Source organism: Pseudomonas fluorescens (genome assembly GCF_902497875.1).
Taxonomy (GTDB): Bacteria; Pseudomonadota; Gammaproteobacteria; order Pseudomonadales; family Pseudomonadaceae; genus Aquipseudomonas; species Aquipseudomonas fluorescens_BR.
Genome location: NZ_CABVHY010000030.1, coordinates 63,772 through 90,131, shown reverse-complemented (window position 1 = coordinate 90,131; position 26,360 = coordinate 63,772). Strand labels below are relative to the sequence as shown.

General features: G+C 59.3%; 27 protein-coding genes. 10 read left to right on the top strand and 17 right to left on the bottom strand.

Annotation, left to right across the window (positions count from 1 at the left end):
• The 3 genes from F8N85_RS25950 to ampC all read left to right on the top strand — a co-directional run.
• Positions 1 to 949: OprD family outer membrane porin (locus F8N85_RS25950; RefSeq protein WP_150806364.1), on the top strand; the 949-nt coding region annotated here is incomplete at its 5' end.
• Positions 950 to 1,484: 535 nt separating this feature from the next.
• The gene (gene yfcF / locus F8N85_RS25940) at positions 1,485 to 2,117 is read left to right on the top strand and encodes a glutathione transferase (RefSeq protein WP_150806362.1); all 633 of its coding nucleotides are present in this window, start codon (positions 1,485 to 1,487) and stop codon (positions 2,115 to 2,117) included.
• A 187-nt stretch (positions 2,118 to 2,304) separates the two neighbouring features.
• Positions 2,305 to 3,465 (top strand): class C beta-lactamase, encoded by a 1,161-nt coding sequence (ampC, locus tag F8N85_RS25935; protein ID WP_150806361.1) that lies wholly within the window; start codon positions 2,305 to 2,307, stop codon positions 3,463 to 3,465.
• 101 nt (positions 3,466 to 3,566) lie between these two features.
• Here the strand turns inward: ampC and F8N85_RS25930 are convergent, their stop codons facing one another.
• From F8N85_RS25930 to F8N85_RS25920, 3 genes are all read right to left on the bottom strand, one after another.
• Positions 3,567 to 3,914, bottom strand: coding sequence for a type II toxin-antitoxin system ChpB family toxin (locus F8N85_RS25930; protein WP_150806360.1), 348 nt, complete (start codon positions 3,912 to 3,914; stop codon positions 3,567 to 3,569).
• Positions 3,911 to 4,165 carry an AbrB/MazE/SpoVT family DNA-binding domain-containing protein gene (locus F8N85_RS25925; protein WP_150806359.1) on the bottom strand — a complete coding sequence of 85 codons (255 nt, stop codon included), beginning with the start codon at positions 4,163 to 4,165 and terminating at the stop codon, positions 3,911 to 3,913. The genes F8N85_RS25930 and F8N85_RS25925 overlap by 4 nt, the downstream gene beginning before the upstream one ends.
• A gap of 443 nt (positions 4,166 to 4,608) precedes the next feature.
• Positions 4,609 to 4,926: a DUF2388 domain-containing protein gene (locus tag F8N85_RS25920; RefSeq protein ID WP_150806358.1), complete on the bottom strand. Its 318-nt coding sequence runs from the start codon at positions 4,924 to 4,926 to the stop codon at positions 4,609 to 4,611.
• Between the two features lie 204 nt (positions 4,927 to 5,130).
• Between F8N85_RS25920 and thpR the strand changes: the two genes are divergently transcribed.
• Positions 5,131 to 5,676: an RNA 2',3'-cyclic phosphodiesterase gene (gene thpR / locus F8N85_RS25915; RefSeq protein WP_150806357.1), complete on the top strand. Its 546-nt coding sequence runs from the start codon at positions 5,131 to 5,133 to the stop codon at positions 5,674 to 5,676.
• A gap of 21 nt (positions 5,677 to 5,697) precedes the next feature.
• Here the strand turns inward: thpR and F8N85_RS25910 are convergent, their stop codons facing one another.
• The 7 genes from F8N85_RS25910 to F8N85_RS25880 form a co-directional block, all read right to left on the bottom strand.
• Positions 5,698 to 6,099: a hypothetical protein gene (locus F8N85_RS25910; protein ID WP_191636264.1), complete on the bottom strand. Its 402-nt coding sequence runs from the start codon at positions 6,097 to 6,099 to the stop codon at positions 5,698 to 5,700.
• 176 nt (positions 6,100 to 6,275) lie between these two features.
• On the bottom strand, positions 6,276 to 7,208 hold the full coding sequence (locus tag F8N85_RS25905; RefSeq protein WP_150806356.1) for a universal stress protein: 933 nt from the start codon (positions 7,206 to 7,208) through the stop codon (positions 6,276 to 6,278).
• A gap of 760 nt (positions 7,209 to 7,968) precedes the next feature.
• A complete protein-coding gene (locus tag F8N85_RS25900; protein ID WP_150806355.1) occupies positions 7,969 to 9,642 on the bottom strand; it encodes a tetratricopeptide repeat protein in 1,674 nt (557 codons plus the stop codon).
• Positions 9,643 to 9,793: 151 nt separating this feature from the next.
• Positions 9,794 to 10,045 carry a hypothetical protein gene (locus F8N85_RS25895; RefSeq protein WP_150806354.1) on the bottom strand — a complete coding sequence of 84 codons (252 nt, stop codon included), beginning with the start codon at positions 10,043 to 10,045 and terminating at the stop codon, positions 9,794 to 9,796.
• Between the two features lie 131 nt (positions 10,046 to 10,176).
• Positions 10,177 to 10,440: a hypothetical protein gene (locus F8N85_RS25890; protein ID WP_150806353.1), complete on the bottom strand. Its 264-nt coding sequence runs from the start codon at positions 10,438 to 10,440 to the stop codon at positions 10,177 to 10,179.
• 161 nt (positions 10,441 to 10,601) lie between these two features.
• A complete protein-coding gene (locus F8N85_RS25885) occupies positions 10,602 to 10,841 on the bottom strand; it encodes a hypothetical protein (RefSeq protein ID WP_224795749.1) in 240 nt (79 codons plus the stop codon).
• 436 nt (positions 10,842 to 11,277) lie between these two features.
• Positions 11,278 to 11,724, bottom strand: a complete 447-nt coding sequence (locus F8N85_RS25880; RefSeq protein WP_150806351.1) for a cupin domain-containing protein — start codon at positions 11,722 to 11,724, stop codon at positions 11,278 to 11,280.
• A gap of 225 nt (positions 11,725 to 11,949) precedes the next feature.
• On the opposite strand from F8N85_RS25880, the gene F8N85_RS25875 reads away from it, so the two are divergent.
• The gene (locus F8N85_RS25875) at positions 11,950 to 12,255 is read left to right on the top strand and encodes a panthothenate synthetase (RefSeq protein WP_150806350.1); all 306 of its coding nucleotides are present in this window, start codon (positions 11,950 to 11,952) and stop codon (positions 12,253 to 12,255) included.
• Between the two features lie 150 nt (positions 12,256 to 12,405).
• Here the strand turns inward: F8N85_RS25875 and F8N85_RS35170 are convergent, their stop codons facing one another.
• The gene (locus F8N85_RS35170) at positions 12,406 to 12,600 is read right to left on the bottom strand and encodes a hypothetical protein (RefSeq protein WP_150806349.1); all 195 of its coding nucleotides are present in this window, start codon (positions 12,598 to 12,600) and stop codon (positions 12,406 to 12,408) included.
• 406 nt (positions 12,601 to 13,006) lie between these two features.
• Between F8N85_RS35170 and F8N85_RS25865 the strand changes: the two genes are divergently transcribed.
• Both F8N85_RS25865 and F8N85_RS25860 read left to right on the top strand, forming a co-directional pair.
• A complete protein-coding gene (locus F8N85_RS25865) occupies positions 13,007 to 13,543 on the top strand; it encodes a DUF4174 domain-containing protein (protein ID WP_150806348.1) in 537 nt (178 codons plus the stop codon).
• A gap of 158 nt (positions 13,544 to 13,701) precedes the next feature.
• Positions 13,702 to 16,065 (top strand): DNA polymerase II, encoded by a 2,364-nt coding sequence (locus tag F8N85_RS25860; protein WP_150806347.1) that lies wholly within the window; start codon positions 13,702 to 13,704, stop codon positions 16,063 to 16,065.
• A 192-nt stretch (positions 16,066 to 16,257) separates the two neighbouring features.
• On the opposite strand, the gene F8N85_RS25855 is transcribed toward F8N85_RS25860, so the two are convergent.
• The 4 genes from F8N85_RS25855 to F8N85_RS25840 all read right to left on the bottom strand — a co-directional run bounded on the left by F8N85_RS25855 (position 16,258) and on the right by F8N85_RS25840 (position 20,028).
• Positions 16,258 to 16,944: a DUF2268 domain-containing putative Zn-dependent protease gene (locus F8N85_RS25855; protein WP_224795748.1), complete on the bottom strand. Its 687-nt coding sequence runs from the start codon at positions 16,942 to 16,944 to the stop codon at positions 16,258 to 16,260.
• Positions 16,931 to 17,386, bottom strand: a complete 456-nt coding sequence (locus F8N85_RS25850; protein ID WP_150806346.1) for a GNAT family N-acetyltransferase — start codon at positions 17,384 to 17,386, stop codon at positions 16,931 to 16,933. The genes F8N85_RS25855 and F8N85_RS25850 overlap by 14 nt, the downstream gene beginning before the upstream one ends.
• Before the next feature lie 686 nt (positions 17,387 to 18,072).
• The gene (locus F8N85_RS25845) at positions 18,073 to 18,558 is read right to left on the bottom strand and encodes a DUF2165 family protein (RefSeq protein WP_150806345.1); all 486 of its coding nucleotides are present in this window, start codon (positions 18,556 to 18,558) and stop codon (positions 18,073 to 18,075) included.
• Between the two features lie 51 nt (positions 18,559 to 18,609).
• The gene (locus F8N85_RS25840) at positions 18,610 to 20,028 is read right to left on the bottom strand and encodes an MFS transporter (protein ID WP_150806344.1); all 1,419 of its coding nucleotides are present in this window, start codon (positions 20,026 to 20,028) and stop codon (positions 18,610 to 18,612) included.
• A gap of 92 nt (positions 20,029 to 20,120) precedes the next feature.
• On the opposite strand from F8N85_RS25840, the gene F8N85_RS25835 reads away from it, so the two are divergent.
• Positions 20,121 to 20,756: a helix-turn-helix transcriptional regulator gene (locus F8N85_RS25835; protein WP_224795747.1), complete on the top strand. Its 636-nt coding sequence runs from the start codon at positions 20,121 to 20,123 to the stop codon at positions 20,754 to 20,756.
• Between the two features lie 109 nt (positions 20,757 to 20,865).
• Here F8N85_RS25835 and F8N85_RS25830 read toward each other — a convergent pair whose 3' ends face one another.
• Both F8N85_RS25830 and F8N85_RS25825 read right to left on the bottom strand, forming a co-directional pair.
• Positions 20,866 to 22,815 (bottom strand): DNA topoisomerase III, encoded by a 1,950-nt coding sequence (locus F8N85_RS25830; protein WP_150806368.1) that lies wholly within the window; start codon positions 22,813 to 22,815, stop codon positions 20,866 to 20,868.
• 138 nt (positions 22,816 to 22,953) lie between these two features.
• Positions 22,954 to 23,214, bottom strand: a complete 261-nt coding sequence (locus tag F8N85_RS25825) for a phage infection protein (RefSeq protein WP_150806342.1) — start codon at positions 23,212 to 23,214, stop codon at positions 22,954 to 22,956.
• A 353-nt stretch (positions 23,215 to 23,567) separates the two neighbouring features.
• Between F8N85_RS25825 and F8N85_RS25820 the strand changes: the two genes are divergently transcribed.
• Positions 23,568 to 24,944, top strand: coding sequence for a pyridoxal-phosphate dependent enzyme (locus F8N85_RS25820; RefSeq protein WP_150806341.1), 1,377 nt, complete (start codon positions 23,568 to 23,570; stop codon positions 24,942 to 24,944).
• Positions 24,941 to 26,119, top strand: coding sequence for a cystathionine gamma-synthase (locus tag F8N85_RS25815; RefSeq protein ID WP_150806340.1), 1,179 nt, complete (start codon positions 24,941 to 24,943; stop codon positions 26,117 to 26,119). Before F8N85_RS25820 ends, F8N85_RS25815 begins: the two co-directional genes overlap by 4 nt.
• The last annotated feature ends 241 nt before the right edge of the window (positions 26,120 to 26,360 follow it).

Below are 26,360 nucleotides of genomic sequence, written 5' to 3'. Positions count from 1 at the left end.
GGTGGGCAGCGCGCTACAACCTAACCTGCCGATCCTGGTTGCCAATGACGGTCGTGTGCTGCCTCAAACCTTTCAAGGCGGCATGCTGACTTCGAAAGAATTTAACAACGTGACGGTCAACGTCGGCAAGATCACTCAGGCAGCCGGTCGTGCATCCAGCAACTGGGCAGGGCTCTCAATAGCCGGTGCTACGCAAGACTCCAACAATTTTCAGTACGGTGGCGCGGACTGGAAAATCACCAAGGATTTGACCGTACAGGCATACCATTCGCAGCTTGAAGACTTTTACAAACAAACGTTCCTCGGCCTCGTTCACGTCTTCCCGATTGGCGACTCTCAAAGCTTCAAAACTGACCTTCGCTACTTCGATAGCAGCTCCAATGGCAAGAACGGGGACGCAGGCTACCGTTTCAACAACAACAGCGGTTACGCGAAAAATGCAGGCGAAGTCGACAACAAGACCTGGAGCGCCATGTTCACCTATACCCTTGGTGGTCACTCGCTGATGCTCGGCCATCAGCGCGTGAACGACGACGGTGGTTTTGTGTGGGTAAACAACGGGAACATCGTTGACAGCCGTGGGCGCAATGAGGGCGAGGGCGGCTCCAGCTTCTACCTGTTCACCGACAGCATGATCAACCCGTTCGTCCGTGCCGGAGAAAATACCACCTTCGGCCAGTACACCTATGACTTCGCTCCCGTTGGCGTGCCCGGCTTGAAAGCCAGCGTCGCGTACCTGCATGGCGATGATATTAAGGATGTCGGCAACGGTAGCGATCACTCGGAGTGGGAACGCGACATGCGCGTCGACTACGTTGTACAGAATGGCCCTCTGAAAAACTTCGGAGCGACCCTGCGTCACGGTGTCTATCGTGGTGACGATTCAGGCTCGGTACGTAATACCGACCAAACCCGTCTGATCTTCAACTACACCTACACCTTCATGTAAAACCACCTGTAATAAAAGGCTCCGTCATTCCACGTAATGCTGTTCACTTAAGCTCGGGGTTTCAGGCACACACATGCGTAGTGAGGGGGCGATGCATCAAGAGTAAAAGCGAGGCGGTATTTTGTTGATCGTGTACATATCCGTTGCTGCGGTCACGGCCACTGGCGGTTTCGCTTTTACAGCGAGTCACTTGGAAAAGCCCTTGGTTACTTGGGGCTTTTCCAAGTGACCCGCCGTAAGGGCGGAACCCTAAGTCGCCGTGACCGCAGAAACGAATATGTACACCATCAAAAACCCGGTCGGCCATCCAGCCGCCATCCATTTTCTTAAGTGAACAGCATTACGCCATTCCACGGGGCTTTTTTATGGTTCTTCACGGATTACCGGGAAAGACGCTATTGATCTTCATATAAAAGCAGGCGAGGGCAGTCGGCAACACGGTATTCCGGTCAGGAATACGCCCATAAAAATCGCGAATTTTATTTATCGCTTTGGATCTCGTAGCGTGTCTCCTCCTGCATATGGAGATGACCCCGTGAACAATTCGCGCCTGTGCCTGTACGTTGACTCTCAATTCACCAGCCCCTATGCCATGTCGGCCTTCGTGGTACTTCGCGAAAAGGCAATCGGGTTTGAAATAAGTCCGCTAGACCTCGAAGCGTCCGAACACCAGGCAGAGGATTATGCCAGCCTCTCGCTGACCCAACGGGTGCCCACACTCGTGCATGGCGACTTCGCCCTGTCTGAATCGTCGGCGATCACGGAGTACCTGGAAGACGTTTTCCCCCAGTCGCCGGTTTACCCACACGACCCGATGCAGCGTGCGAAGGCACGACAAGTACAGGCATGGCTGCGCAGTGACCTGCTGCCAATTCGCCAGGAGCGATCCACATTGGTTGTGTTTTATGGCCTCAAATCAGATCCCTTGTCGCCCGCTGCCGAGTCGGCAGCGCGCAAGCTGGTCGGTGCCGCACAAACGCTGCTTGCCGGCAGCCCCGAGTACCTGTTCGGCCAATGGTCGATTGCCGATGTGGATCTGGCCTTGATGCTCAACCGACTGATACTCAATGGTGACTCCGTGCCACCCGCGCTGGTGGAGTACGCGCAGCGCCAATGGCAGCGACCTACCGTACAGGAGTGGGTCAAACTGCAACGTCCTGCGATGTAGTCGGCACACGCATCATTGCATGGGGCATTTTGATCGTCGCCATTCGTCTGCCTGCGCAGGAGCTGTCGAGGACTGAAGTTCGACTGGGTCAACAAAGAGGCACATCCGGTTATAGGGATGGTTCTGAAAAAATACATTTACGTGTTATTTTTTGCCTCCCGACAAGAACCCTCAAAGGACGGCCGAAATGCGCCCGAATGGACAGCGCTGCGCACCATTTCTCTTCCTTGCCTGCACGGTTTTTTCCGGCACTTTCGCCGCCGCGAGTCCGCAACAACCGGATACCGACAAGCTGGTGCAGGACGCCGCCCGCTCGCTGATGCAGCAGCACGGGATTCCCGGCCTGGCCATCGCGGTGACCGCCAATGGCCAACAGAAATTCTACAATTACGGGGTGACCTCCAGGGAAACCGGTCAGAAAGTCAGCCGCGAAACCTTGTTCGAGATCGGCTCGATCAGCAAGACGTTCACCGCCACCCTGGCCACTTATGCTCAGGCCAACGACCAACTCTCGCTTACCGACCATCCCGGCAAGTACCTGCCGCAGCTGCAGGGCAGCCAGCTGGACAAGGTCACGCTGATCAACCTGGGCACCCACACGGCGGGAGGTTTTCCGTTGCAGGTCCCTGACGCGGTGCAGAACAATCAGCAGCTGATGGACTACTTCAATGCCTGGCAGCCGCAATACGCCCCTGGCACCCACCGGACCTACGCCAACCCGAGTATCGGCTTGCTGGGGATGATTGCGGCCAGGAGCATGAACCTGCCCTTCGAGGCAGCGATGCAGACCCGGCTCTTCCCGACACTCGGCATGCGCGGCAGCTACCTGAATGTGCCGGCGAGCAAGATGGCGCTCTATGCGCAGGGCTATAACAAGCAGGACGCGCCAGTCAGGCTGAACCCCGGGGTGCTTGGCGCCGAAGCTTATGGGGTGAAAACCAGCACCGAAGACCTGATTCGCTTCGTCGAGGCCAACCTGAATCTCGTCGAGACAGACGCCACCCTCAAGCGCGCGATTGCCGATACCCATATCGGTTACTTCAAAGTCGGGCCGATGATTCAGGACCTGATCTGGGAGCAGTACAGCTACCCGGTGAAGCTTGCGTCGTTACTGGAAGGCAACTCGGACAAGATGGCCTACGAGACTCAACCCGTCACCGAGTTGGTTCCGCCGCTGCCCGCGCAACAGGCGGTCTGGATCAACAAGACCGGTTCAACCAACGGGTTTGGAGCCTACGTCGCCTTCATTCCGGCGAAGCAGCTCGGTATTGTGATACTGGCCAACAAGAATTATCCCAACGAGTCGCGGGTTCGTCTGGCGCATCAGATCCTTAGTCATCTGGATTGATGTTCGTCAGCAGGGGACTGAAGGCTTTGGATAGTCGCTCAATAGCGTTGCAGCGGTGTTTTCCCCGTTACATTCATTTTTTACTGATGCCGGTTTCCCTGTTACTCGAATAATGCCTGAACGCGAGCTAAAACATCGTCAATCACTACTTCGGGAACCGACTCAACGCGCTTCGCGCCTCGGGCCTCCAGGTCAACGGTGCGAATCTGGTTGCACAGGACAACGCCCTGCGTCTCGGTGCCTGAACCGCTCAAAGGCACTGCGAAGCCTGCATACCGGGCAAAGTCGCCACCCTGCGTGATGGGGGCAATGACGGCAAGGCCGGAGGCGTTGTAGGCGGCAGGGGTCAGGATCAGCGCTGGCCGAAAATCACCTTGCTGCTCACGTCCAGCCGTGGGGTTCAAGTTCAGGCGAACAATGTCGGCACGATTGAGTTTTGGACGCTTCACGCTTCACGCCCTACAGGTTGCATTGCATTCCAGTCGGCAAGCTCTGCCGGCTCCGGTGCATCGAAATCGCATTGCGCCATCAGGTCGGCCAGATGGTAATGCGGCTTGGCTTTAACCGGTTTGAGCGTTATCGCTTCAGTAGACACGTCGAGCATAAGCACATCGCCGCTGACCAGACTCATCTGCTTGAGTACGGTGGCTGGCAGGCGAATAGCTGCACTGTTGCCCCATTGCTGAATTTTGACTTCCATAAGCACCTCTCACAATGTAGATACATTGTAGAAACTCAATTTGGATAGTGCAACTAGAATGTAGATACTAAGTATATACATTGCTGTGAGCTTGGTGCCAAGGGGGCGGACGAGCCAAAGCAACGATACATCGTGCTCAGATAGGGAGCCCTAAGTGGATGCAACGCGAGTCAGATGGCGGAATCGATTGTGCTAGAAAGAGATTTTGCGCGACGGATGACTATAGGTGGTCTCTGTCAGTATTGAGCGCGATTCCCTGCTCAATGCCGAGAGAACAAGGCTGAAAGCTCCTGATAATTTTATCAGGCGCCTTCAGCGCGCAGTGCAGTGATAGAGGCATTTCAAGTGACGCAGGAAATGTCGGTTGCCGAACCAAGGCTGCTGGACAGCAACTCAGTAAATCAGCCCGGATATACGTAGCCACTCCTTATCTGCGTAGACCTCTAGCGCCCGGCAGGCAGCTCGGATTGAATGAGGATCGCCTTGGCCAGCTCTTCGTCGCTGGCGTTGAGGCCTGGATTTTCCTGCCGAATCCGGTTCAGCACGGACTCCAGATAGACGCCGCGAATTGTGCCTTCACTGGCGATGAAGCTGGAAGCGTCATCTCGAGCAGGAATCGCGAGTTTGTCGTCCTTGAATGTTGAGTACAGCGATGCAGAAACCCCTGCGGAGGTGGCAACGTCTTTCGCATCCACGTCGGCCATGACCGAACCAAAGGGCAGACAGAGCAATAGTGAAGAGACGAGCAGTGTGCGGCGCATGACGGTGTCCTCAGAAAGCGTGAAGCCTAAAGGATGTACCCTATATTTAGGATGCCTGAGGGGAGCCAGTAGTTCCCTGTCAGCGGTACAAAGCCGGTGGGGGGTGAGAAACAGGTCTTGGCAATAGGGTGCGGTTGAACGACAAGTGCCTGGAGGATTCATGGCAACGCGCTCGCCGCACTGACGTCAACTGGAGGTGCAGCAATGAGTTATGAGCCTCGTGGGCAGAGTGAACCGTTCAAGCGTTTGTTTTTTGCCTTGCCCTGCGCCGATGCGCAACGCCGGGCCATCGCCCAATGGCGCAACGCTCTTGGACTCAGTAGCGGACGCCCGGTGCCAGCGGAGAATTTTCATTTGACCCTGATGTTTCTGGGGCCGGTCGCCGTGACGCAGATTCCGGGCATCTGCGCTGCCGCCGCAGGCGTTCGAACCTGTGGCGAGCCGTTGACTGTAGCGCTCGACCGTCTGGATGTATGGCGCCGATCCGGCGTTTTGCTACTGGTTCCAGCGCAGGAGCCACTGGAACTGCGCCAGCTGGCCTATGCCTTGCAACAAGCGTTGCTACCGCTTGGATTTGTCGACGCCCCGAGAGAATTTCGCCCGCACTTGACCTTGATGCGCGACTATCGAGCCCCTGTCCCTGAATCCAGTACTCCACCAGACTTTCACCTGAGTGCCAGACACTTCACCTTGTTCGAGTCGCATAAAGGCCGCTATCGGTCATTGGCGCAATGGCCGCTGGTTCCGTAGACGCTGGTTTTCCGGGGCGCCTCAGGCATCGCGCAACAGGTCGTGGGCGTTGAGCAGGCTGTAGACAATGTCCGGACGTTTCTCCAGACCGCGGCGAATGGCGGCCGGGATCGACTGGCGGGTTTTGCGACACAGGCCGGTCAGTTCGCTGATGTGAATACGGATGCCGCGCATGGTTCGTACTTCGTTGAAGCTTGGGGCGATTTCCAGGCGGATACCCAACTGCTCGTACATTCGCCGTTGCAGATGTTCGAGGTCGGTCAGGCTCTGAAGATTTTCCAGTCGGTCGAGCAGGCGTTTTTCCTCCTGGCGGGTCAGGCTGAGGATGCGCAGATCGGCGGCGGGTGCTTCCAGCAGCCGTTCACGCCCGCAGATGCAGGCGCCGGGTGGACAGGGTTGTCGGATCTGCAAAGTGAGCGTCATGGGCTCCAATCATAGTCAATCAGGATCGCCTTTGCCCATTGGGTTTATGTCGGCGGAGGTTCCGAATCGCGGTCATGGCAATCTCCTTCCACTCAAGGAAGCCTGACGACGGGCTGGCCGCTCTTTCTACCTGGCGCTGACTGGAAGGACCACAGGATGTGTTCGCTGATTTATTCCTAGGTATGGTGTCGATGGTTGTGATGGTGATACGGCCAGGAGCAATGTGCGGCGTCGCCCGATGAACTCGGCGCCGGGGCGGCCAGCTCTTCCAGGTGGGTGATGATGTCGTGCGGTTTGAGCACCAGTACGTCGCTGTCCAGGGTGTCCAGAATCATCTCGGCGGTGTTGCCGATCAATGCGCCGGACAGTCCGGTACGGGCCACGCTACCGATCACCGTGAGCGCAGCTTCGAGCTTGTGGGCGATGTACGGGATCAGCACATCGGCCGAGCCTTCCTCAATATGCAGGCGATCGTCGGTGATGTGGAATTCTGCCTGGAAGGTCTTGCACAGGTCGCGATAGCAATCCTGAATGCTCTCCTTGAGTTGGAGGACGGGGTTGGCTGCCGAGAGCAGGGGGTAGGGGTGGGCGCTCATCATGTGTAGAGTGCCGCCGGCCAGTTTGGCAATGTCGTAGCCGTGGCTGACGATGCCGGAATGCAGGACGCGGTGCTCCACGTCACTGTTGCCGGCATCGACGGCGGCGAGAATGTTGCCTCCGGTCCAGGGCCTGGCGGTTTTTACTATCAGCACCGGGCTGGGGCAGTATCGCAGCAGCTTCCAGTCCTCGGGGGTGAGAAGGCCCTTCAGCAGGGGATTGTCTGGCAGGTGCTGCTTGATCACCAGGCCGCAGCCCTCCGCCTGTTGGGCGGCGATGATGGTCTTGTGTGAACTGCCATGCCAGGCCTGTTGGGCACTGACGCTATAACCCTCCTGTTCCAGGCTGCCTTGAATGTCGTTCAGGTAGGAGCCGTGGTGTTTCCCCTTGTCGCAGGCCAGTAGATGCAGGTGCGACTGGGTGGCGTTGGCAATCATCTTGGCTCTGTTCAGGATCAGATCCTTTGACTGCTGTGAATCCACCACCACCAACGTGTTGCGAATGGTGTGCATGAGTGTCTTCCTGTGCATAAGTACAGTTTTCATGCGGGCGGTATGGGCACTCTTGCCTATATCCCTTCGGACGGGTTGGACGCGTTAGGGTCAACCCTCGCCCGCCTGTTAGCCGGAAGTTCACTTGCCGACATCATGCACGCGACAGCTCAAATCGAATCCTGCCCGCCCGGTCCGATGGTTGACACTTGAATCGAGCGGGTATTGATAACCACGAAACGGCTGCTGATCGCTCCTGCAACGGCGCAAGTTGACTCCCCGGCGCTGGCGCTTTTGTTGCATTACATCTACATTGAAAGGGAGAGTTGTAACGCGGCCGATACACGGGGTATCGGAATAATTGCGTCACTTCTTACTTCTTGCTTCTTGTTTAGTTACGCGCGTTAGTGTCTACCGCTTTCAATGCCTCGGCTGCCTGCACCTATCCGCTTGGGCAAATGCCGCGCCCAAGTAGATACCCCCCATCCTGGGGTATGTAGAGTTGCTCTCCGGCGAGCGTTGTTGCTCGCTCAACTCAGCGGCTTAGTATGAAGGTTATTCGGCTGGGAGTTCAGACAGTTGGTCGGCTAAGTTAGTTGATTTATAACTAAGCAAGCCCTGAGTGAACGCCCATTTGATCTTATGAAGTTGTACCCTTTGCGCTGATAGAGACACCGGCTGCAGCCAATCACTTTTGCGGATACCAAGTACACAGGCCGGCAAGCAAATTTGTGGTGAGCGTTCCCTCTCGACAAACCTCTCGTTCCACCGCTGACAGGCCTCATCTGCAGCAGTCATCTCCAACCCGGCAAAAACACGACGCATTGATCTGCACATCGGCCCGAGCCATGGCCAGGTCGAGACGGGCTTGTGCGATCGCTGCTTCGGCGTGCTTGCCCAGACGGTGCAGACACTCCACGTAGCCGTGCAGACTCCATACATTGTCCGGATGCCGGGACGCTCGACTGAGTGTGTTGTCGAGCCCCAGATCGGCCCGATAAACCTGTTCGGCTTCTTCTACCCGGCCTTGCTCCAGGAGCAACGCCCCCAGCGCATGCCGGACCGGTTGCATCCATCCCCACGGCTCGTCGTAGGGCAGGTTGTCGTCCAGTTCCAGCGCATGGCGCAGGTGGGCAAAGGCGCTGTCGTGGTTGCCCTTGCGATACTCGATTTCGCCCCGCAGCATGGCTGCGGCAATAGCCAGGATATCCGTGCAGGTGTTGTTGAAGATGTACCGCGTCTGCGGCACTCGGGCCATTGCTTCAAGCAGGCGTTGTTGCTCGGCTTCGGCGGCGGCTATCTGCGCTTGAGCGGCGTAGGCCACGCCTTTGGCGTAGTGCAGCATTGCCGTGGTCACACAGTACAGCTGAGGGTCGTCGGGCAGGGGCTCGGCAAGAATCTCCTGCCATCTGCCAAACCGTACCAGCACGTGCATCTTCATCGGCACGAAACCTTCCACCCAGTCGGCCATCGGTGGCTGAGTCACGCGCAGCAGTTCTTGCGGAATAGTCGCGATCAGTTCATTGGCGGCTTCCAGGGCAGGGCGGTACTGGCCGAGAAACGTCGCCGAATAGAGTTTGAAGTGATAGCTGTGGCTGCGGTAGAGGGTGTAGAAATTGATCGGGCCTTCGCGTTCCAGGTACTTGCGGTCGGCGAGGATCGCCTGGCTATTGCTCACTATCCCGGCATGGTAATCGCCGCAGAGCACGTCGATATGCGATGGCATATGGCGCAAGTGCCCAGCGTCCGGCACCAGGTCGCGCAGGCTATCGCAGGCCCGCAACGCGCGTTCCGGATAGGGTGACATTTCCATGGTATGGATATACATGTGCAGCACGCCGGGGTGCGGCGCATCCCCGCGCTGGTCGATCAGTCGCAGCGCCTGCTCCAGCACGGCCACCGCCTCAAGGGTATCCGCGCCCTGCGCCGCAGTGCCACTCTTGAGGTCCCATAACAGCCAGGGCGTGCGGTTGATCAGCGCTTCGGCAAACAGCGCACTGACATCAAGATCGTCGGGGAAAGCGGCGTAGACACTGCGCATGGAAGCCGAGTAGGCATCGTTCCAGGTGCAAAGCTGGTCAATGTTCTGCGCCTGTTCTGCCTGGTAACGTTGTTCCAGCGCCCGGATCAGCGCCTGCTCCACCGGTGTTGCGCCGTCGATACGCTCCAGTGCCGCTTGCGTGGCCCGGCGTGCCTCGGCCACGGCCTCTCTCAGTTCCTGCTCTGCAAATGCGTCCCAGCGCTTGTTGTAGTTCGAACCGCACGCATGGGCGATTCCCCAATAGGCCATCGCGCAACCACTGTCATGTTCGATAGCCTTGCGAAAACAACGTACGGACTCTTCATGGTTGTAGCCGTAGCACCAGAGAAAACCACGATCGAACCAGAGCTGGGCCTGCGACGAACTTGTGGTCACTGGACGGCTGTAGGTGCCCAGATCGTAATAGTCACGCATGGAGGTATCCTCTCTCCAGGAACTAGCCTGGATAGACGAGCCTGGAAAGACGCCCCTTTCGGGGTTGGCAGGGTGCAGCGGATTAATTTTAGCGGACAGATCGACAGATGCAGATTTCATTCGTTGCAGAATTTTTCAGAAGTCGTATAGCTCAGAATGACTTCTGACACGCTTCAAGATCGCTCCACATGCGCTCCCAGTAAGCTAGAGATTTATCGAATCTGAATATCATTTCCTTCTCGAGGATTTGCTGTCTTTCCAGCGAGTCCTCCCCCAAGGATTCCAGATACCTTATCTGCGCTTCGATGGCACTCTGTTGCAAGCGACAGCTATTCATGCACGCCATGATCCAGGAGGTGCCCGTGAACTGGGCGAACCTTTCATGAATCTCGAGCAGTGCCATGTTTGCTCTCCGATAAATTATCAGAGCCTAGATGAAGGTTGAGCATTTGGAGTGAAGGCCTTCGGCGGGCTGCCCGACTCAAGGCCTGATTTTTCCGTTACCACTCAGACGAAACAAGGGTTGCCGGGTGGTCAGCGCAGCTCTGTGGAGGACGGCGGCGCGTCATACTCGGTCATGATCGATCGCAGGTGCTCGATGGCTTCATGATATTTAAGATCGGCATGCTGTCTGCGCTCCTGGTACTGCATGAACACGTGCGCATCCATGTAGGGCCGATCGAGAAGATCAAGGGCGGCGCAGCTCAAGTTATGGGCTTCGCTGAAAAGCTGTTTGTTGCGTTCCAGTGCCAGGTTTAGACATGCCGTGGTTGGATAGGAAACCCTCGTTCCATTCATTGCTGCACCCTTTTCATTGACCTGTTCTTGTTTTTGCGCCTGATCCGCGCTCGGCTGTGCTTGTCGGACAGCCAGGGGACAGCGATTGAGTTCACCACCAGCGATTTCAAGAGCGTGCTCTGCAGCAAGACTCCGTCACCGGCTTTGCCAGCTGAATACGCTTACCGGTTGATCTCGTCTTTGGTGTCGAGCCATTTGCGGCGGGCTTCGATGTACTTGTTGTCCGCACGCCTTTTGAGTTCCGAGAACTCATGAAGGGACTGAGTCGTAACAGGTTGATGATTCAAGAGCGCATAGGCGGCTTCACTGAGCTGATCAGCTTCAAAGAATAGCTGACTGCTGAGATTGACGGATTCCGGCCATGTAGAGTGGGGCACATTTGCTGTTGTTTTTGTGGTCATAGCGGTCATTCCTTTCTGGCAGGACTCGAAGGTGGAAATACTCTCCTGGCATTCTTCAAGTCATGACGCCGAACGAAGTTTTTGTCCGGTGTGTGGTTATTGATCCTGGTGTTAACGGCCGATGGCGTCGGATCAGTTTGTACCAAGTTGAACGATTTTGCCTACGCTGGCGATGAGCGGTTTTTGGTACTGGCGTTCCCACTGGGATCAACAGGAGCGTATTGGCACTATTCGGACGCGAAGTAAGTATTAAAAGCCCGCACGGTATCGAACGGGCTCTTTTATGGTTCCTCACGCAATCCCGGGAACACAGAAACAACAACGCCGATTTGATTGATGCATGCCTGTTTTTTCGACTCGGCGAAAATCAGCCTCGTTCAGATTTTCTGGTCTCCGTTCATCTGCGCGCAGGGGAGCAGGGGAGTAGCGCGATAGCCTATTCGGGAGTAGCCGGCGGCAAGAACACGAGATCGAACTGCTTGGCTATTTCCAGTATGCGAGGTAGATCTTCAGGCACTTTGAGCTGATCCACGGCCGCAAAAAACTTGCCTCCTCTGGGATCAGAGACCACTCCGAGAATTTTTGCGCTGGCGCTGATATTTTTGTAGGCATGCACGGTGCCAGCCGGGATATGCACATAACCACCGGTTGCCACGGTGGTGGACTTGCCTTCTACGGTTACCTCGACCTGCCCATCCATCACATAGAACGCCTCGTCCCAGGGGTGATAGTGCGGTGGCGGCCCGCCACCTTGCACACCTTCCTGGATATGCACTTCGAAGGGTTTAGTGAGATCCCCACCGGCGAGAATAGTGATCGCCTCTCCCACTACATTGACAGACTTGGGTGTTTTATCCGCTTCGATAATATGGACCGTTCGCATGATTGCTCTCCGGTGGATGAATCCCACCCACCAGTATATTCACTTGCCGAGCGGCTGCCGTGATCTGCTCTTGGATCCACTGAAAAACGTCGTGCTTGATGACCGCCGGTAACCCCGCGGGGGTACTTGCCCACGCTTCGCTACTCTTTATTAAACGGACCGTCGGGACTATTGAGTACCTGTCAGGCGGCAACAGAGGCAGCAAGTTGAAAGGAGTATTGAATGATGAAAATGCTACTGATGGTCGAGTTTCCTCATGAGCCCTTCAACTCCTACGTCAGAGACGGCAAGGTCGGTGAGATCATTAGGCGTATCCTGGAGAGCATCAAACCGGAGGCTGCGTATTTTACCGAGCAGGATGGAATGCGCAGCGGGATCTTCCTGATCAACGTCCAGGACTCATCCGAGATCCCTGCTTTTGCGGAACCGTTTTTTCTAAACTTCGAGGCCAGCTGCAAGTTCCGTCTGGCGATGAGCCCCGAGGATCTGCAAAAGGCCGGTCTGGAGGCACTCGGGAAAAAATGGGGCTGAGGAGCGGGGGTAGAAGCTGCCGAAGGTTCGGGCCGCGTTCGGACGATCTTTTGATCTTCTGGCCGGCAAAAAGAATCGCCCCCCACTGAGCTCAGCTCCCGGGCAAAAACTGCCACCGCGACGCGGTCTCTGTCGCCATGGCTGTAAGCATTACTCCGACACAGGCGAGATCCGGCAGCTCTTGCGGTTACGGATCTCATGGTCTGAAGGCCGCTCTTTGACGAACTCAAACCGCGGTTCTCCTTCGTTGTATGTCAGTAGCCAACCCCACTCCAGTTCAGACTCATCCTGACCCGGTTTCGGCGGCGCAGCCCACCATGGCTCTTTGTTAACGATCTGGCGCATACCACCTCCCGTTAATTCGAATCCACTCAACTATAACGTGCATGCCTGGAGGCACCAGGAAATTGTCAGGTTGGCAGGGGCATTCCGGTGGGCAATCCCGCGTAGGAGCTGCCGCAGGCTGCGATCTTTTGATCTTGACGATTGTGGCGTCCGCCGAAAAGATCGCAGGCTTCGCCAGCTCGCCGACCGTGTACACCTGCAACATCGTGGGTGCACATCTCCCCCGCAGGCTGCGATCTTTTGATCTTCTCGGCACATCGAGCAATGTCATGCATAACCCATCGCTGCTTTGCGAGTACCTGTACGCTGACCTAAGCTTCAGGGCACTACCATGCAGTCTTGAGCTTGTAGTTACGCGGGTCAAACGCTCAATCACTGCTGCAGGGATATGAAAAAGGAGATGCGCATGCTCATCCGCTCACTGATCCTCGTCAGCCTGTTCGCCGCTGCCGGCCCGTTGCTGGCTGCCGACAGCGATGGGCCGCTGGCTCGGGACCGCGGGAAGTTTCGTCCGTTGGTCATTATCGCTCCCAGTACCGTGGACCCGACATTGGTCAGCCTGAAAAAATCCCTTGATGAGCCCGCCAACCGCAAGGCCTTCACCGAACGCAATATGGTGCTCTACACCGTGATCAATACCATCGGCCAGCGCGATGGCAAGGATTTGGAACCGCAGACCACCATGGCCCTGATCCGTGAGCTCAAGCTGGGCGCCAGTAGTGCCAGAACCAAGATAATCCTGGTGGGCAAGGACGGGGAGAAGAAGATCGAACGCCCCGACCTCGTCGATGCCAAGGAGCTCTTCAGCACTATCGACCAGTTACCCGCGTCGGAACAAGAGTACGTGATACCCCCTCCACCAGAGCCCGAGGTCAAGCCGGGTGCCGCCGGCAAGCCAGCCAAAGCCAAGCCGACGAAGCCGCCAAAACCGCTGGACGATTGACAGGCAGTTGCCCAGGTGTGGCCAGCGTGTCGCCGATCTGTCCACGACCTGGAACAACTGGCCTTGAAGTCAAACCTTCCCAGCGCTGCTGGCGCGCGCTATCGCCGACGATGACGCGTAGAATCGTCCGCTGAAAGCAGGTTCTTGAGGTTGCAGTGGTGGATTTACAACAGGGTTTCGTCCTGACCCGACACTGGCGCGATACGCCGGAGGGCACGCTGGTCGAGTTCTGGCTGGCGACCGACGAGGGCCCGCGGTTAATTCGCCTGCCTTATCAGCGTTCGGTGGCCTTCATTGCCGCCGAGCAGCGCGAGCAGGCCGAGTTGCAGTTGCGCGGCGAGCGCGACGTCGAACTTCGTCCATTGGACCTGTGCGACTTTCACCATCGCCCGGTGCTGGGCCTGTACTGCCAGCAACACCGCCAGTTGATGCACCTCGACAAGCAATTGCGCAATGCCGGCGTGGATGTCTACGAAGCCGATATCCGCCCGCCGGAACGCTACATGATGGAGCGCTTCATTACCGCGCCGGTGGCCTTCAGTGGCACCCCGGACAGCAGCGGCACTCTGCTCGAGGCGCAAATGAAACCGGCGCCGGACTACCGCCCCCCACTGAAACTGGTCTCCCTCGACATCGAAACCACCGCCCAGGGCGAGCTGTACTCCATCGCGCTCGAGGGTTGTGGCGAGCGTCAGGTGTATATGCTCGGGGCTCCAAATGGCGACGATGCCGGGGTGGATTTCCAGCTGGAGTACTGTGACTCCCGCACGCTGCTGCTGAAGAAGTTGAACGAGTGGTTTGCCCGCCATGATCCCGACGCGATCATTGGCTGGAATCTGGTGCAGTTCGACCTGCGGGTGTTGCACGAGCATGCCCGACGCCTGGCGGTGCCGTTGCGTTTGGGGCGCGGTGGCGAGGAGATGCAGTGGCGCGAGCACGGTTCGCGCAACAATCACTACTTCGCCGCCGCTGCCGGGCGGCTGATCATCGACGGTATCGAAGCGCTACGCTCGGCGACCTGGAGCTTTGCCTCATTCAGCCTCGAGCATGTCTCGCAGACGCTGCTCGGCGAAGGTAAATCCATCGATAACCCGTACCAGCGGATGGACGAAATCAACCGCATGTTCGCCGAGGACAAGCCGGCGCTGGCCCGCTACAACCTCAAGGACTGCGAGCTGGTGACGCGGATCTTCGCCAAGACGCAGTTGCTGACGTTCCTGCTGGAACGTGCCACGGTGACCGGTCAGCCGGCCGACCGCAGCGGCGGCTCGGTCGCGGCTTTCACCCACCTTTACATCCCGCTGATGCATCGCCAGGGTTTTGTCGCGCCGAACCTTGGTGAACGGATGCCGGAGGCCAGTCCTGGTGGCTTTGTCATGGATTCGCGGCCGGGTTTGTACGAGTCAGTGCTGGTGCTCGATTACAAGAGTCTGTATCCGTCGATCATTCGTACTTTTCTGATCGACCCGGTGGGGTTGGTGGAGGGCTTGCGTCATCCCGATGACAGCGAGTCGGTGGCGGGTTTTCGCGGAGCGCGTTTCTCGCGGACCCGACACTGTCTGCCGGCGATCGTCGCCCGGGTTTCCGAGGGCCGGGAAGTGGCCAAGCGCGAACAGAACGGGCCGCTGTCACAGGCGCTGAAAATCATCATGAACGCTTTCTACGGGGTCCTGGGTTCCAGTGGCTGTCGTTTCTTCGACCCGCGCCTGGCGTCGTCGATCACCTTGCGTGGCCACGAAATCATGCGCAAGACCCGCGAGCTGATCGAGGCCCGGGGGCATGCGGTGATCTACGGCGACACCGACTCGACCTTCGTCTGGCTGGGACGCGCCCATTCGGAGGAGGATGCAGCGGGTATCGGCAAGGCGCTGGTGCAGCACGTCAACCAGTGGTGGAAGGACTATCTGCACCGTGAGTTCGGTCTGCAAAGCGTGCTTGAGCTGCAGTTCGAAACCCACTTCCGGCGCTTCCTGATGCCGACCATTCGCGGCGCGGAGGAGGGCAGCAAGAAGCGTTACGCCGGGCTGGTCACGCGCGCCGACGGTAGCCATGAAATGGTCTACAAGGGGCTGGAAACGGTACGCAGCGACTGGTCGCCGCTGGCCCGCCAGTTCCAGCAGGCGCTCTACCTGCGCATCTTCAACCGGCAACCGTACCAAGAGTATGTGCGCGACTATGTGCGGAGCACCCTGGCCGGCGAACTCGATGAATTGCTGATCTATCGCAAGCGCCTGCGTCGCCAGCTCGGGGACTATCAACGCAATGTGCCGCCGCATGTTCGCGCGGCGCGCATCGCCGACGAATACAACGACCAGCAGGGGCGACCACGGCAGTACCAGAATGGTGGCTGGATCAGCTATGTCATCACCCTTGCAGGGCCGGAACCGCTGGAAACTCTGCGTGCGCCCATCGACTACGACCACTACGTCACGCGCCAGTTGCAGCCGGTGGCCGACGCCATCCTGCCGTTCGTCAACGACGATTTCAGCACGCTGATCGGCGGGCAGCTCGGCTTGTTCTGACTGCATCACCGGGATGATGGCCTGGTTGGTCTGTGGCGAGGGGGCTTGCTCCCGCTTGCTCCCGCAGCGGCCCTAAAACCTGCAAACCGGTTCTGTCAGGCACTCCTCATGTGCAGACTTTACGACTGCTGCGCCCGAGCGCCGGACCGAGCCGAACGCAAGCAAGCTCCCTATAGCACTGCCGGCTGCGGGTCAGCGCACCAGGGGATCCTGCGAAAGGATCCCTGCCTTTGATGCCACGGCAAGGACGGTTGCTGCCGGGACATTCACCCAGGTGTGTTCATCGACCTCGCCCATTTCGGCAAGCCAGTGCCCGACGATCTCGTAGCCGAGGGTGTAGCCGAACCAGCGTGGGTATTGTCCTGTACCGAAGAACCACGCCGAGTGATCGTAGTGGTTCGAGGCTAGGGTAGCCGCATCAAGAGCCGTGTTGCGCAAGGTTTCAAGAGGCACCGCGCGTTCCCAGGGTTCGGCCTCCGTCCCGAGTAACAACCGCACAAACTGCCCGGCCAGACCTTCGCTGACGAGCGCCTCGCCAAGGGTATGGCCATAACCGGGACCGGCCATCCGCATGCAGTGATGAACTTCATGCATCACCTGGCGCTTGAGGCTGCCGTCGTCCAGGGCATTGGCGAAATGTACATTGTCCGGGTCGATTGTCAGGGAGAACAGGCTGCTTCGATGAGCCTGCCCGAGCAGGCCCAACTCGGGTATGACCTGGCCAGCCAGGCGCTGGATCAGGATGTCCAGGCGCGGTGGCGCCATCAGCGTGGAAATGCTCTGATGAGCCGAGTCGCACGCGTGGGTTATTGGCTGACGCAATGGTTCAAGATCACCTTCCGCCTCCAGCCAGTGCAGACGCCACTCACTCATTTTCATGAGTAGCCGTTCCATTCGGGGCCAGTCGTTTCTGGAAGAAATGACGCTGGTGCCCCGGTGGGTAGTCGTCCAGCCGACCGAATTGGGTAAAGCCGATTTTCTGGTAGAAAACCGGTGCCTGGAAGTCAAAGGTATCGAGCCAGATCCCTACGCATTTCTTCTCCCGCGCCAGGTCTTCGGCCATAGCCATCAGACGTGAGCCTATACCTTGCCCGCGGACTTGCTCGGACACACCGAGCAATTCGATGAACAACCAGTTGCAGGAGATTTTGCCGTAGAGCCCTCCGTGAACATGCTCGGTTTGGTCGTCACGGACCAGCAAAGCGAATTTTTCCTGTCGGGTCTCGCCCATCCGGGCAATGTTGTACGCCATCAACGGTTCGAGGATGGCCTCGCGCTCGTCTTCGCCGGGGTTGTCCACTCTGTCGATTTTCAGGGTCATCCGTATACCTTCCGTGTCAGTCCATTGCGTTATATTTGAAACGGCCAGCATGCGATATTCGGGGCTGTCGGTGCAATGCCTGCCAAAAGATCGCAGCCTGCGCCGAACGGGTACACCCGCAATTTATCAGGTGAATGCTATATCTGCAGATACCGTCTTAGCTCTCACCTGTCTCTTGCGGATGTACATAAATCCACTGTGGGAGCGAGCTTGCTCGCGAAGGCTACCTGGCAGCCGGCCTATCTCTCACTGGTGTACATATCCATTCCTGCGGTAACGGCTACTAATGGTTTCGCTTTTACAGCGAGTCCCTTTGGCAAACGCCCCAAAGGAACCAAAGGTCTCGCCCCGGCGTACGGCACCTCGCTAAGGCTCGGTGTTCCCTCGCTCCGGTGTCCATCATGGGGCGCCGCAATGCGGCGGAGTCAGCTTCGCTGACGGCGCTACGCGCCACCCCCCTGATGAACACCTCCACTCGGCCTGCCGAAGGGGCGGGTAGATCAAGATCAAGATCAACATCAAAAGCCAAAGCCAAAGCGAGGCGGCCTGCCTGCCTGTTTTCTGCTGCACACGATTACTTCGGAGTTGCGCAGGCTGCGATTCTGACGATCTCCCGCACGCCGGACGTGTTGGGTTGACGTTACTTTTGCTTGGCTGCTCAACCATGGCCCAAGGGAGTCACTACGTTATGCCAGCGGTACGTTGAACAGCAAGAAGGCCAACAGGACCCAGATCAGCAGCGCAAGATGGGTCAGTTGCAGGCTTTCCTGGCGGATCCAGTAGCCGAACCACAAGCCTCCCAGATGCATGGCAAACAGGAATGCTGCAAAACCACTCAGCCCCAGATTGAGCCAAGACTGCGCGGTGGCGAGATCACGGGCGATGATGAGTTGGTAGGTACCGGTCAGGCAGGTGATGGCGGCAACGATCTGCAGTGCCAGCACTAACAGCAATGCCATCCGATGCAAAACGATTGAGTCTTTGGCTCGTGCTGACAAGGGTGTTTCGATCGCTGGCGGTTGCTTCAACGCAGCCATCGACATTGTGCCCCCCACCGCAGCGATGGAACCTCGGAAGGCTTGCCAGTTGTTGAGGGCGGCGATGGTCAGCCAGAGGCTCAAGCCGATGGCATGAACGGCTTGAAATAACCAGATCGAAGTGTGCCAGGTCATGTCGACATTCCTTGTTCCAGACGTGATGAGGTTTAGCCGCGAGGGCTGGGTTTATGCTCGACTGATTCGCCGGGCCAGGAATACGGTCAATACCGGCGCCAAGGCGAAGCTGGCGAACAGCCAGGTGGCGGCCGACTGCGTGCTCGCGATACCACCTGACCCGCCGAGTCCTGCCGCGTTCGCGACCAGTCCCGCCACCGCCGCCCCGACGGCCATGCCATAGAGCTGAACCGTGGTGATGGCGGCCGAGGCTATGCCGCCTTCGCCTGGCGGCGCGAGTGTCAGTACGCGGGTCAGCAGGTGTGGCCAGCAGATGCCCACACCCGCACCGACACCGGCCAGTGCCAGACCGCAGAACAGTGTGCGCACATCGGCAGACAGATCGCCGCCTGCCGGCATCAACACGGCCAGGGCCAGCAGGCTCGCCGCACAGAGCATGGGACCGGCGCGCAGCAGGCGTGCGGCGTTGGCACCGCCATGACCTGAGGAGTACAGCGAAGCCAGACTCCAGCCGCCAGCCATCGCCGCCGTCAGGTAGCCGGCAGCCAAAGGTGTGTGTCCCTGTAGTACCTGAAGGAAATAGGGTACGAAGATTTCCGGGGTGGTACCGATCAACAGCAGGGCGACACTCGCGTAGACGGCGCCCAGCGGCGTGCCCAGTGTGGTGGAGCCAACCGGAAGCAAGCGCACTGTCGCCCGTCGATCACAAAAGATCGCGCTCATGCCCAACGCCAGACCGCCAGCGACGCCGGCACATTGCCAGACCAGTGACGCCGACAGGCTACCCGCGGCAATGGCCAACACGGACGCTGCCAGCAGCGCGATCTGCAGAAAAGGAATGCTTGGCGCTTTGTCTCTGGAGGATTCTTCCTTGCCAGTGGGGCGCAATTGCACGATGACCAGCAACCCTTGCACCAGGGCCACCGGCAGCAGCGCCCAGAACGCCCAACGCCAATGTCCCGCCTGGGCAAACAACCCGCCCAGTGCGGGTCCGCACAAGGTCGCTACTCCCCACATGCCCGAGACCAGCGCCACCGCCCGTGGCCATAGTCGCGGCTCGAACACTATTCGGATCAGCGCGTAGCTCAACGCTGCCAAGGTGCCGCCGCCCAGGCCCTGCACACTGCGGCCGGCCAGCATCCATGGCATCGAAGTGGCGAGTGCGCAACCGGCCGAGCCCAGGGCGAATACGCTTAACGCCACCAGGCAGGCACCCCGTGGCCCGACAACTGCCAGCAACCAGACCGATAGCGCCGCGCCGACGATGGAGGCGACGACGAACAGTGTGGTGTTCCACGCGTACCAATCGAGCCCGCCAATGTCTTGCACCACCGACGGCAGCACTGTGGTGACGATGTGTACATTGATCGCATGCAGCGCCACACCGCCCATCAATGCCAGCGCCAGCAAGCCATTGCGGCCGCGCAGCAGGTTCCCCCAGGCGGTGGCAGTCAATGTATCCGTATGCATTCGCGTTCCCTCGACAGGTGAATGGCCAAAGCCTAATATCCAAGTATTGGCTTGGATATTAGGTGGCTGTTTTGAGTTACACAAGAGAAAGCTTGGATAATCCAGATTCGTTGCCGACGGCCGATCGTATTCTGTTCTTCATCAAGACCAGGGGCGCCGTCTCCAGTGCCGCTATCGCCCAAGCCCTCGACATGACTGCCGAGGCGGCGCGCCAGCAAGTGCAGAAGTTGCTGGCGGCAGGTTTGATCGAGGGACGCCAGCCAGCAGTGTCCGGCGTCGGCCGCCCCCATCAGAACTGGGTACTCAGCGAAACCGGTAATAGCCGCTTCCCGAATACTCATGCGCAACTGACCGTGCAGTTGATCGGCTCGGTGCGGCAGATTTTTGGGGAGGAGGGCCTGGAGCGTTTGATCGAACAACGGGAAAAGGATGCGCGGATTATTTATCGCCAGGCTTGCACCGGCGACCTCTTGCAGGAACGACTGGAGCAGTTGGCGAAGGTTCGTAGCGACGAGGGCTACATGGCGCGCATTGAGCACGACGGCAACGATTGGTTGCTGATCGAGGATCATTGCCCGATTTGCGCGGCCGCCCGAACCTGCCAGGGTTTTTGTCGCTCCGAGCTGCAGCTGTTTCAGGAGATTGTCGGGCAGGGCGCGACGGTCTCCCGGGAAGAGCATCTGCTGAGCGACTCGCGACGTTGTGTTTATCGGATAGTCAAGGGCTGATGCGGGGCGGTTTGGTGACGCGGGTGATCTGATAATTCGCGGTGGTCGAGCCCGGTGCATCGCGAGCAAACGAACATCGCCCGGCCCTTCACATTAGATTATCTTTGCATCAAATTCCGCTGCCCGGCTTGGCAGGGCGTTTGGTCGACGTCGTGGTCTTGCGCTTGGCGGGCTTGCGCTTTTTCTTCCAGGGCGCTGCGCCGCTACCTGCAGGGCTCGCCGGGCCGCTGATGGTCAGGCGCAGGCCGACACAACGGCTCACGTGTTTGCTCATCCACGCGGCCTGTCGGGTGACGAACTCCTCCAGGCTCATCTCGCCGCTTTGCACCATATCCAGCGCCTGCTCCCAAATCGCCGTGGTGCCGGGATCGGCGATGGCTCGGGGAACGGCGTCGATCAGGCTGAAGGCGGCCGGGGTTGCGGCCAAGGCCTTGCCGTTCTTGACCAGATAGCCTCGATCGAGCAAACCCTGGATGATCCCGGCGCGAGTCGCCTCGGTGCCGATCCCGGTGGTGTCCTTGAGTTTCTGTTTGAGCAGGGGATCGACTACCAGTTTGGCGACGTTCTTCATCGCCTTGATCAGATCACCTTCGGTAAAAGGTTTCGGCGGCTGGGTCCAGAGGTCTTTCAAGATCACCTCGGCAACCGCGCAATCGCGGCCCTCGGCCAGCGCCGGCAGCGTTTGCGGAGCCGGTGCTTCGCGACCTTTGGCCGGCGCCAGGGCTTCGGGCAAGGCACGCTTCCAGCCCGGCTCGACGATCAGCTTGCCCACCGCACGCAAGGCTTGGCCGGCGCAGTCGAAGTCGGCCTGGGTCCGGTCGTACTCGTGGTTTGGCAGGAACTGCGCCAGGTAACGTGCTCGAATCAAGGTGTAGACGGCGCGTTGTTTGCCTACCAGGCGCTCGAGGTCCTTGCTGGCACCAGTCGGGATAATGCCGTGGTGGGCACTGACCTTCGCGTCGTTCCAGGCCCGGGAGCGGCGTTGGGGTTCGATGTACTTGAGCAGCTCGGTCAGGGCCGGATCGGCTCGCCCCAATGCCGCCAGAATCTTCGGCGCGTCGCTGTGCTGGCTCAGCGGCAGGTAGCCGCAATCGCTGCGCGGGTAGGTGATGACCTTATGGGTTTCATACAGCGCCTGGGCAATGTCCAGGGTTTCCTGTGCGCCCAGCCCGAGCTTCTTCGAACAGACTTCCTGCAGCGTGCCCAGATCGAAGGGCAGGGGCGCGGCTTCGCGCACTCGTTCGGTACGCAGCCTGACCACCCGGGCGCTGCTGGCGTTGCGCATGGCCGTCGCAGCTGCTTGCGCCAGTGCCTGGTTCAGGCAGCGGTCCTGCTCGTCGCAGACATCTTGCGCCGCGCGCCAATGAGCGGTGAAGGTCGTGTCATCCTGCACCAGCTGTACATCGATAGCCCAGAATGCCACCGGCACGAAATCGGCGATGCTGCGGTCGCGGTCCACCACCAGTCGCAGGGTTGGGGTTTGTACCCGGCCCACGGGCAGCACACCCTGATAACCGGATTGCCGCCCGAGCAAGGTGAACAGCCGGCTCATGTTCATCCCGATCAACCAGTCGGCGCGCGAGCGTCCCAGGGCCGAATGGTAAAGGCTGAAGGTCTCGGCTCCGGGCTTGAGCAGCGTCAGTGCCTTGCGGATCGACGCGTCGTCCAGGGCTGACAGCCATAGCCGTTGAATCGGCCCGCGATAGCGACAGTGCTCCACCAACTCGCGGGCAATCATTTCACCCTCACGGTCGGCATCGGTGGCGATGACCAGCTCGTCCGCCTCGCCAAGCAAGCGTTTGACCGCTTTGAACTGGCTGGCTGTCCTGGGTTTGACCAGCATCTTCCACTTCTCGGGAACGATCGGCAGATCGGCCAGCACCCAGCGCTTGTAGCGGGCGTCATAAGCATCCGGCGGCGCGGTTTCCAGCAGGTGGCCGATGCACCAGGTCACGGTGACATCCGACCCCACCCAACACCCGTCGCCACGGCGGTTGGCACCGAGTACCGCAGCGATATCTTTGGCCTGGGAAGGTTTTTCGCACAGGAACAGCCGCATAACCACCATCATCTCTTACGGGTCTTGAAGCTGCACAGGATGCGCAGTGCCGCGCATTTGGGCAACCTTTATCTGTATGGATATACAGATAAATGTGTAGATGATCGGGTATTAGCGAAATTTTCGAGGTGCCCGGTTTTACACAGTGGCGCGATTCTGCCGCAGACGATCGGAGCCACCCTCGGCAACTCGATTCTGCTGCAAGCGATCGGAACCACCCTCGGCAACTCGATTCTGCTGCAGGCGATCGGCTCCCCCTTCAGCAACAAGATTCTGTTGCAGGCTGAAGCCTTGGGGCAATTCAGTCGTAGTGTTTACCGAAGCTGCGCTCGAAAGACCGAGGACACCGATGAGTGCCAGGCCAAGCGCCAGGGACGAGAGTTTCGAAAGGTTGGACATGGGTGACACTCCTTACGATTCATGAATTGAATGTTTGAGCAAAGAGCGCCTGAACCGGCAGCGCCATCTGGTATCCATAGTTAACCGCCTGGGTGTATCCCCCCTGTGTGCTGAAGCGCTCCCAAATCAATGTCTGCGTATCAGGCCGGGGTTCGTACACAGTCTGATACAAAGCCTCGGCAAGGCTTGAGGGGCTTTGTCGTCAGGCAGCGACGCTACCGGCTGGCTGCGCAAGGTTGCGGGTGGCGCAATCCCGACCTATGTTCCAAGCGATGCATTGTTTGCGACTGGCGCGCTTGACTGGCCGCAGGTTGCTGTCCATTCAGTGAGGATTCCCGCAGCGAGGTGCCGACATGCCGAACGACTCCCGTCCCGCCGTGCTCGAACTGATCGGCAATACGCCGCTGGTGCGCGTCAGCCGCTTCGATACCGGCCCGTGCACATTGTTTCTCAAGCTCGAATCGCAGAACCCCGGCGGTTCGATCAAGGATCGCATCGGCCTGGCGATGATCGACGCCGCCGAGCGCGATGGCCGCCTGCGACCCGGCGGCACCATAGTCGAAGCCACCGCCGGCAATACCGGTCTGGGCCTGGCCCTGGTCGGCCGTGCCAAGGGTTACCGGGTGGTGTTGGTGGTGCCGGACAAGATGTCCACCGAGAAGGTCCTGCACCTCAAGGCAATGGGCGCCGAGGTGCACATCACCCGTTCCGACGTCGGCAAGGGCCATCCCGACTACTACCAGGACGTTGCCGCGCGGCTGGCGCAGGAGATTCCCGACGCTTTCTTCGCCGATCAGTTCAACAATCCGGCCAACCCGCTGGCCCACGAGTGCAGCACCGCTCCGGAGATCTGGGCGCAGACTCAACATGATCTGGATGCCATCGTCGTCGGCGTCGGTTCGGCCGGCACGCTGACCGGGCTGACCCGCTTCTTTCGCCGTGTGCAGCCAAACCTGGTCATGGTGCTGGCCGATCCGCTCGGCTCGGTGATGGCCGAATACAGCCGCAGCGGCACCCTAGGCACGCCCGGTTCCTGGGCGGTGGAAGGCATTGGCGAAGACTTCATCCCGTCTATTGCCGACCTTTCCAGCGTGCGACAGGCCTATTCGATCAGCGACGAGGAAAGCTTCGATCATGCCCGCCAGTTGCTGCGCGCCGAAGGCATTCTCGGCGGTTCTTCGACCGGCACCTTGCTGGCGGCGGCGCTGCGCTACTGCCGCGAGCAAACCGAGCCCAAGCGAGTGGTCAGCTTCGTCTGCGACACTGGCACCCGCTACCTGTCGAAGATCTACAACGACCAATGGATGACCGATCAGGGCCTGCTGCAGCGCAAGCGCTACGACGATCTGCGTGACTTGATCGCGCGGCGCTTCGAGGATGGCCGGGTGATCAGCGTGGGCCCGGACGACACGCTGCTCACCGCCTTCCAGCGCATGCGCCTGGCTGATGTGTCGCAACTACCGGTGCTGGTGGACGGCAAGCGGCTGGTCGGCGTGATCGACGAGTCCGATATTCTGTTTGGCGTCCACGAAGACGCTTCGCACTTCAGTATGACCGTGGCCAGCGCGATGACCGACAAGGTGGAAACCCTGCCTCCCGGTGCCAGTCTGGCTGAACTGGAGGCGGAACTCGACCGTGGGCTGGTGGCGATCATCGCCGACGCCTCGGGCTTCCATGGCCTGATTACCCGCGTCGACATGCTCAATCACTTACGGAGATCCCTTACATGAGTCAACACGATGAAACCGCCGCGCCACGGGCCTTCGGTACCCGCGTGATCCATGCCGGGCAGGTGCCGGACCCTTCCACCGGGGCGCTGATGCCGCCGATTTACGCCAACTCCACCTACCTGCAACAGAGCCCCGGTGTGCATAAGGGCTTCGACTACGGACGCTCGCACAACCCGACGCGCTTTGCGTTGGAGCGTTGCGTGGCGGACCTCGAGGGCGGTACCCAGGCCTTTGCCTTCGCCTCCGGGCTGGCGGCAATCTCCACCGTGCTCGAACTGCTCGACGCTGGCACGCACATTGTCTCCGGCAATGACCTGTACGGCGGCACTTTCCGCCTGTTCGACAAGGTGCGCCAACGCAGCGCGGGGCATCGCTTCAGTTTTGTCGACCTGACTGACCTGGCGGCCTTCGAAGCGGCGCTGCAGGGCGACACGCGGATGGTCTGGGTCGAGACGCCGAGCAATCCCTTGCTGAGCCTCACCGACCTCGCCGCTGTCGCGCGCATCTGTCGCGAGCGAGGCATCATCTGTGTGGCCGACAACACCTTTGCCAGCCCGTGGATACAGCGCCCGCTGGAGCTGGGCTTCGATATCGTGCTGCACTCCACGACCAAGTACCTGAACGGCCACTCCGACGTGATCGGCGGCATCGCGGTGGTCGGGCAGAACTCCGATCTGGCCGAGCGCCTGGGCTTCCTGCAGAACGCGGTGGGTGCGATCGCCGGGCCGTTCGACGCTTTTCTCACCCTGCGCGGCGTGAAAACCCTGGCGCTGCGCATGGAACGCCACTGCAGCAACGCGCTGGAGTTGGCGCAATGGCTGGAGCGTCAGCCGCAGGTGGCGCGCGTTTATTATCCGGGACTGGCGTCGCACCCCCAGCATGAACTGGCGCAGCGGCAGATGCGCGGATTCGGCGGGATGATTTCCCTCGACCTGAACAGCGACCTGGCCGGCGCCAAGCGCTTCCTCGAGAGTGTGCGGATCTTCGCTCTGGCCGAGAGCCTGGGCGGTGTGGAAAGCCTGATCGAGCACCCGGCGATCATGACCCACGCCAGCATCCCCGCAGACACCCGCGCGGAGCTCGGCATCGGCGATGCGCTGGTGCGGTTGTCAGTGGGTGTCGAGGATGTCGAAGACCTGCGCACCGACCTGGCCCAGGCGCTGGCGCGGATTTGAATGGATAGTTGCAGGAGTTCGGGGCTTTTTGACTGGTTTGCAATCTGGAAAAGGTCGGCTATCAATAGCGCTGGTATTTCGAGCCGGCTGGGCGATCAATTGTGGCGAGGGGGCTTGCCCCCGCTCGGCTGCGCAGCAGTCGTAAAATCTGCGCATGCGGTGTGCCTGTCAGAATCGGCCTGCAGGTTTTAGGGCCGCTTCGCGCCCCAGCGGGGGCAAGCCCCCTCGCCACAGGTCCGCA

Coding starts and splice junctions, on each gene's coding strand:
- F8N85_RS25840 (WP_150806344.1), bottom strand. CDS start 20,028: ATGCATACGGATACATTGACTGCCACCGCCTGGGGGAACCTGCTGCGC.
- F8N85_RS25880 (WP_150806351.1), bottom strand. CDS start 11,724: ATGCGAACGGTCCATATTATCGAAGCGGATAAAACACCCAAGTCTGTC.
- F8N85_RS35170 (WP_150806349.1), bottom strand. CDS start 12,600: ATGCGCCAGATCGTTAACAAAGAGCCATGGTGGGCTGCGCCGCCGAAA.
- F8N85_RS25925 (WP_150806359.1), bottom strand. CDS start 4,165: ATGGAAGTCAAAATTCAGCAATGGGGCAACAGTGCAGCTATTCGCCTG.
- F8N85_RS25910 (WP_191636264.1), bottom strand. CDS start 6,099: ATGACGCTCACTTTGCAGATCCGACAACCCTGTCCACCCGGCGCCTGC.
- F8N85_RS25905 (WP_150806356.1), bottom strand. CDS start 7,208: ATGCACACCATTCGCAACACGTTGGTGGTGGTGGATTCACAGCAGTCA.
- F8N85_RS25850 (WP_150806346.1), bottom strand. CDS start 17,386: ATGACCCTGAAAATCGACAGAGTGGACAACCCCGGCGAAGACGAGCGC.
- F8N85_RS25865 (WP_150806348.1), top strand. CDS start 13,007: ATGCTCATCCGCTCACTGATCCTCGTCAGCCTGTTCGCCGCTGCCGGC.
- F8N85_RS25920 (WP_150806358.1), bottom strand. CDS start 4,926: ATGCGCCGCACACTGCTCGTCTCTTCACTATTGCTCTGTCTGCCCTTT.
- F8N85_RS25815 (WP_150806340.1), top strand. CDS start 24,941: ATGAGTCAACACGATGAAACCGCCGCGCCACGGGCCTTCGGTACCCGC.
- F8N85_RS25825 (WP_150806342.1), bottom strand. CDS start 23,214: ATGTCCAACCTTTCGAAACTCTCGTCCCTGGCGCTTGGCCTGGCACTC.
- F8N85_RS25820 (WP_150806341.1), top strand. CDS start 23,568: ATGCCGAACGACTCCCGTCCCGCCGTGCTCGAACTGATCGGCAATACG.
- thpR (WP_150806357.1), top strand. CDS start 5,131: ATGAGTTATGAGCCTCGTGGGCAGAGTGAACCGTTCAAGCGTTTGTTT.
- F8N85_RS25885 (WP_224795749.1), bottom strand. CDS start 10,841: ATGACCACAAAAACAACAGCAAATGTGCCCCACTCTACATGGCCGGAA.
- F8N85_RS25890 (WP_150806353.1), bottom strand. CDS start 10,440: ATGAATGGAACGAGGGTTTCCTATCCAACCACGGCATGTCTAAACCTG.
- ampC (WP_150806361.1), top strand. CDS start 2,305: ATGCGCCCGAATGGACAGCGCTGCGCACCATTTCTCTTCCTTGCCTGC.
- F8N85_RS25900 (WP_150806355.1), bottom strand. CDS start 9,642: ATGCGTGACTATTACGATCTGGGCACCTACAGCCGTCCAGTGACCACA.
- F8N85_RS25830 (WP_150806368.1), bottom strand. CDS start 22,815: ATGCGGCTGTTCCTGTGCGAAAAACCTTCCCAGGCCAAAGATATCGCT.
- F8N85_RS25855 (WP_224795748.1), bottom strand. CDS start 16,944: ATGAAAATGAGTGAGTGGCGTCTGCACTGGCTGGAGGCGGAAGGTGAT.
- F8N85_RS25895 (WP_150806354.1), bottom strand. CDS start 10,045: ATGGCACTGCTCGAGATTCATGAAAGGTTCGCCCAGTTCACGGGCACC.
- F8N85_RS25875 (WP_150806350.1), top strand. CDS start 11,950: ATGAAAATGCTACTGATGGTCGAGTTTCCTCATGAGCCCTTCAACTCC.
- F8N85_RS25845 (WP_150806345.1), bottom strand. CDS start 18,558: ATGACCTGGCACACTTCGATCTGGTTATTTCAAGCCGTTCATGCCATC.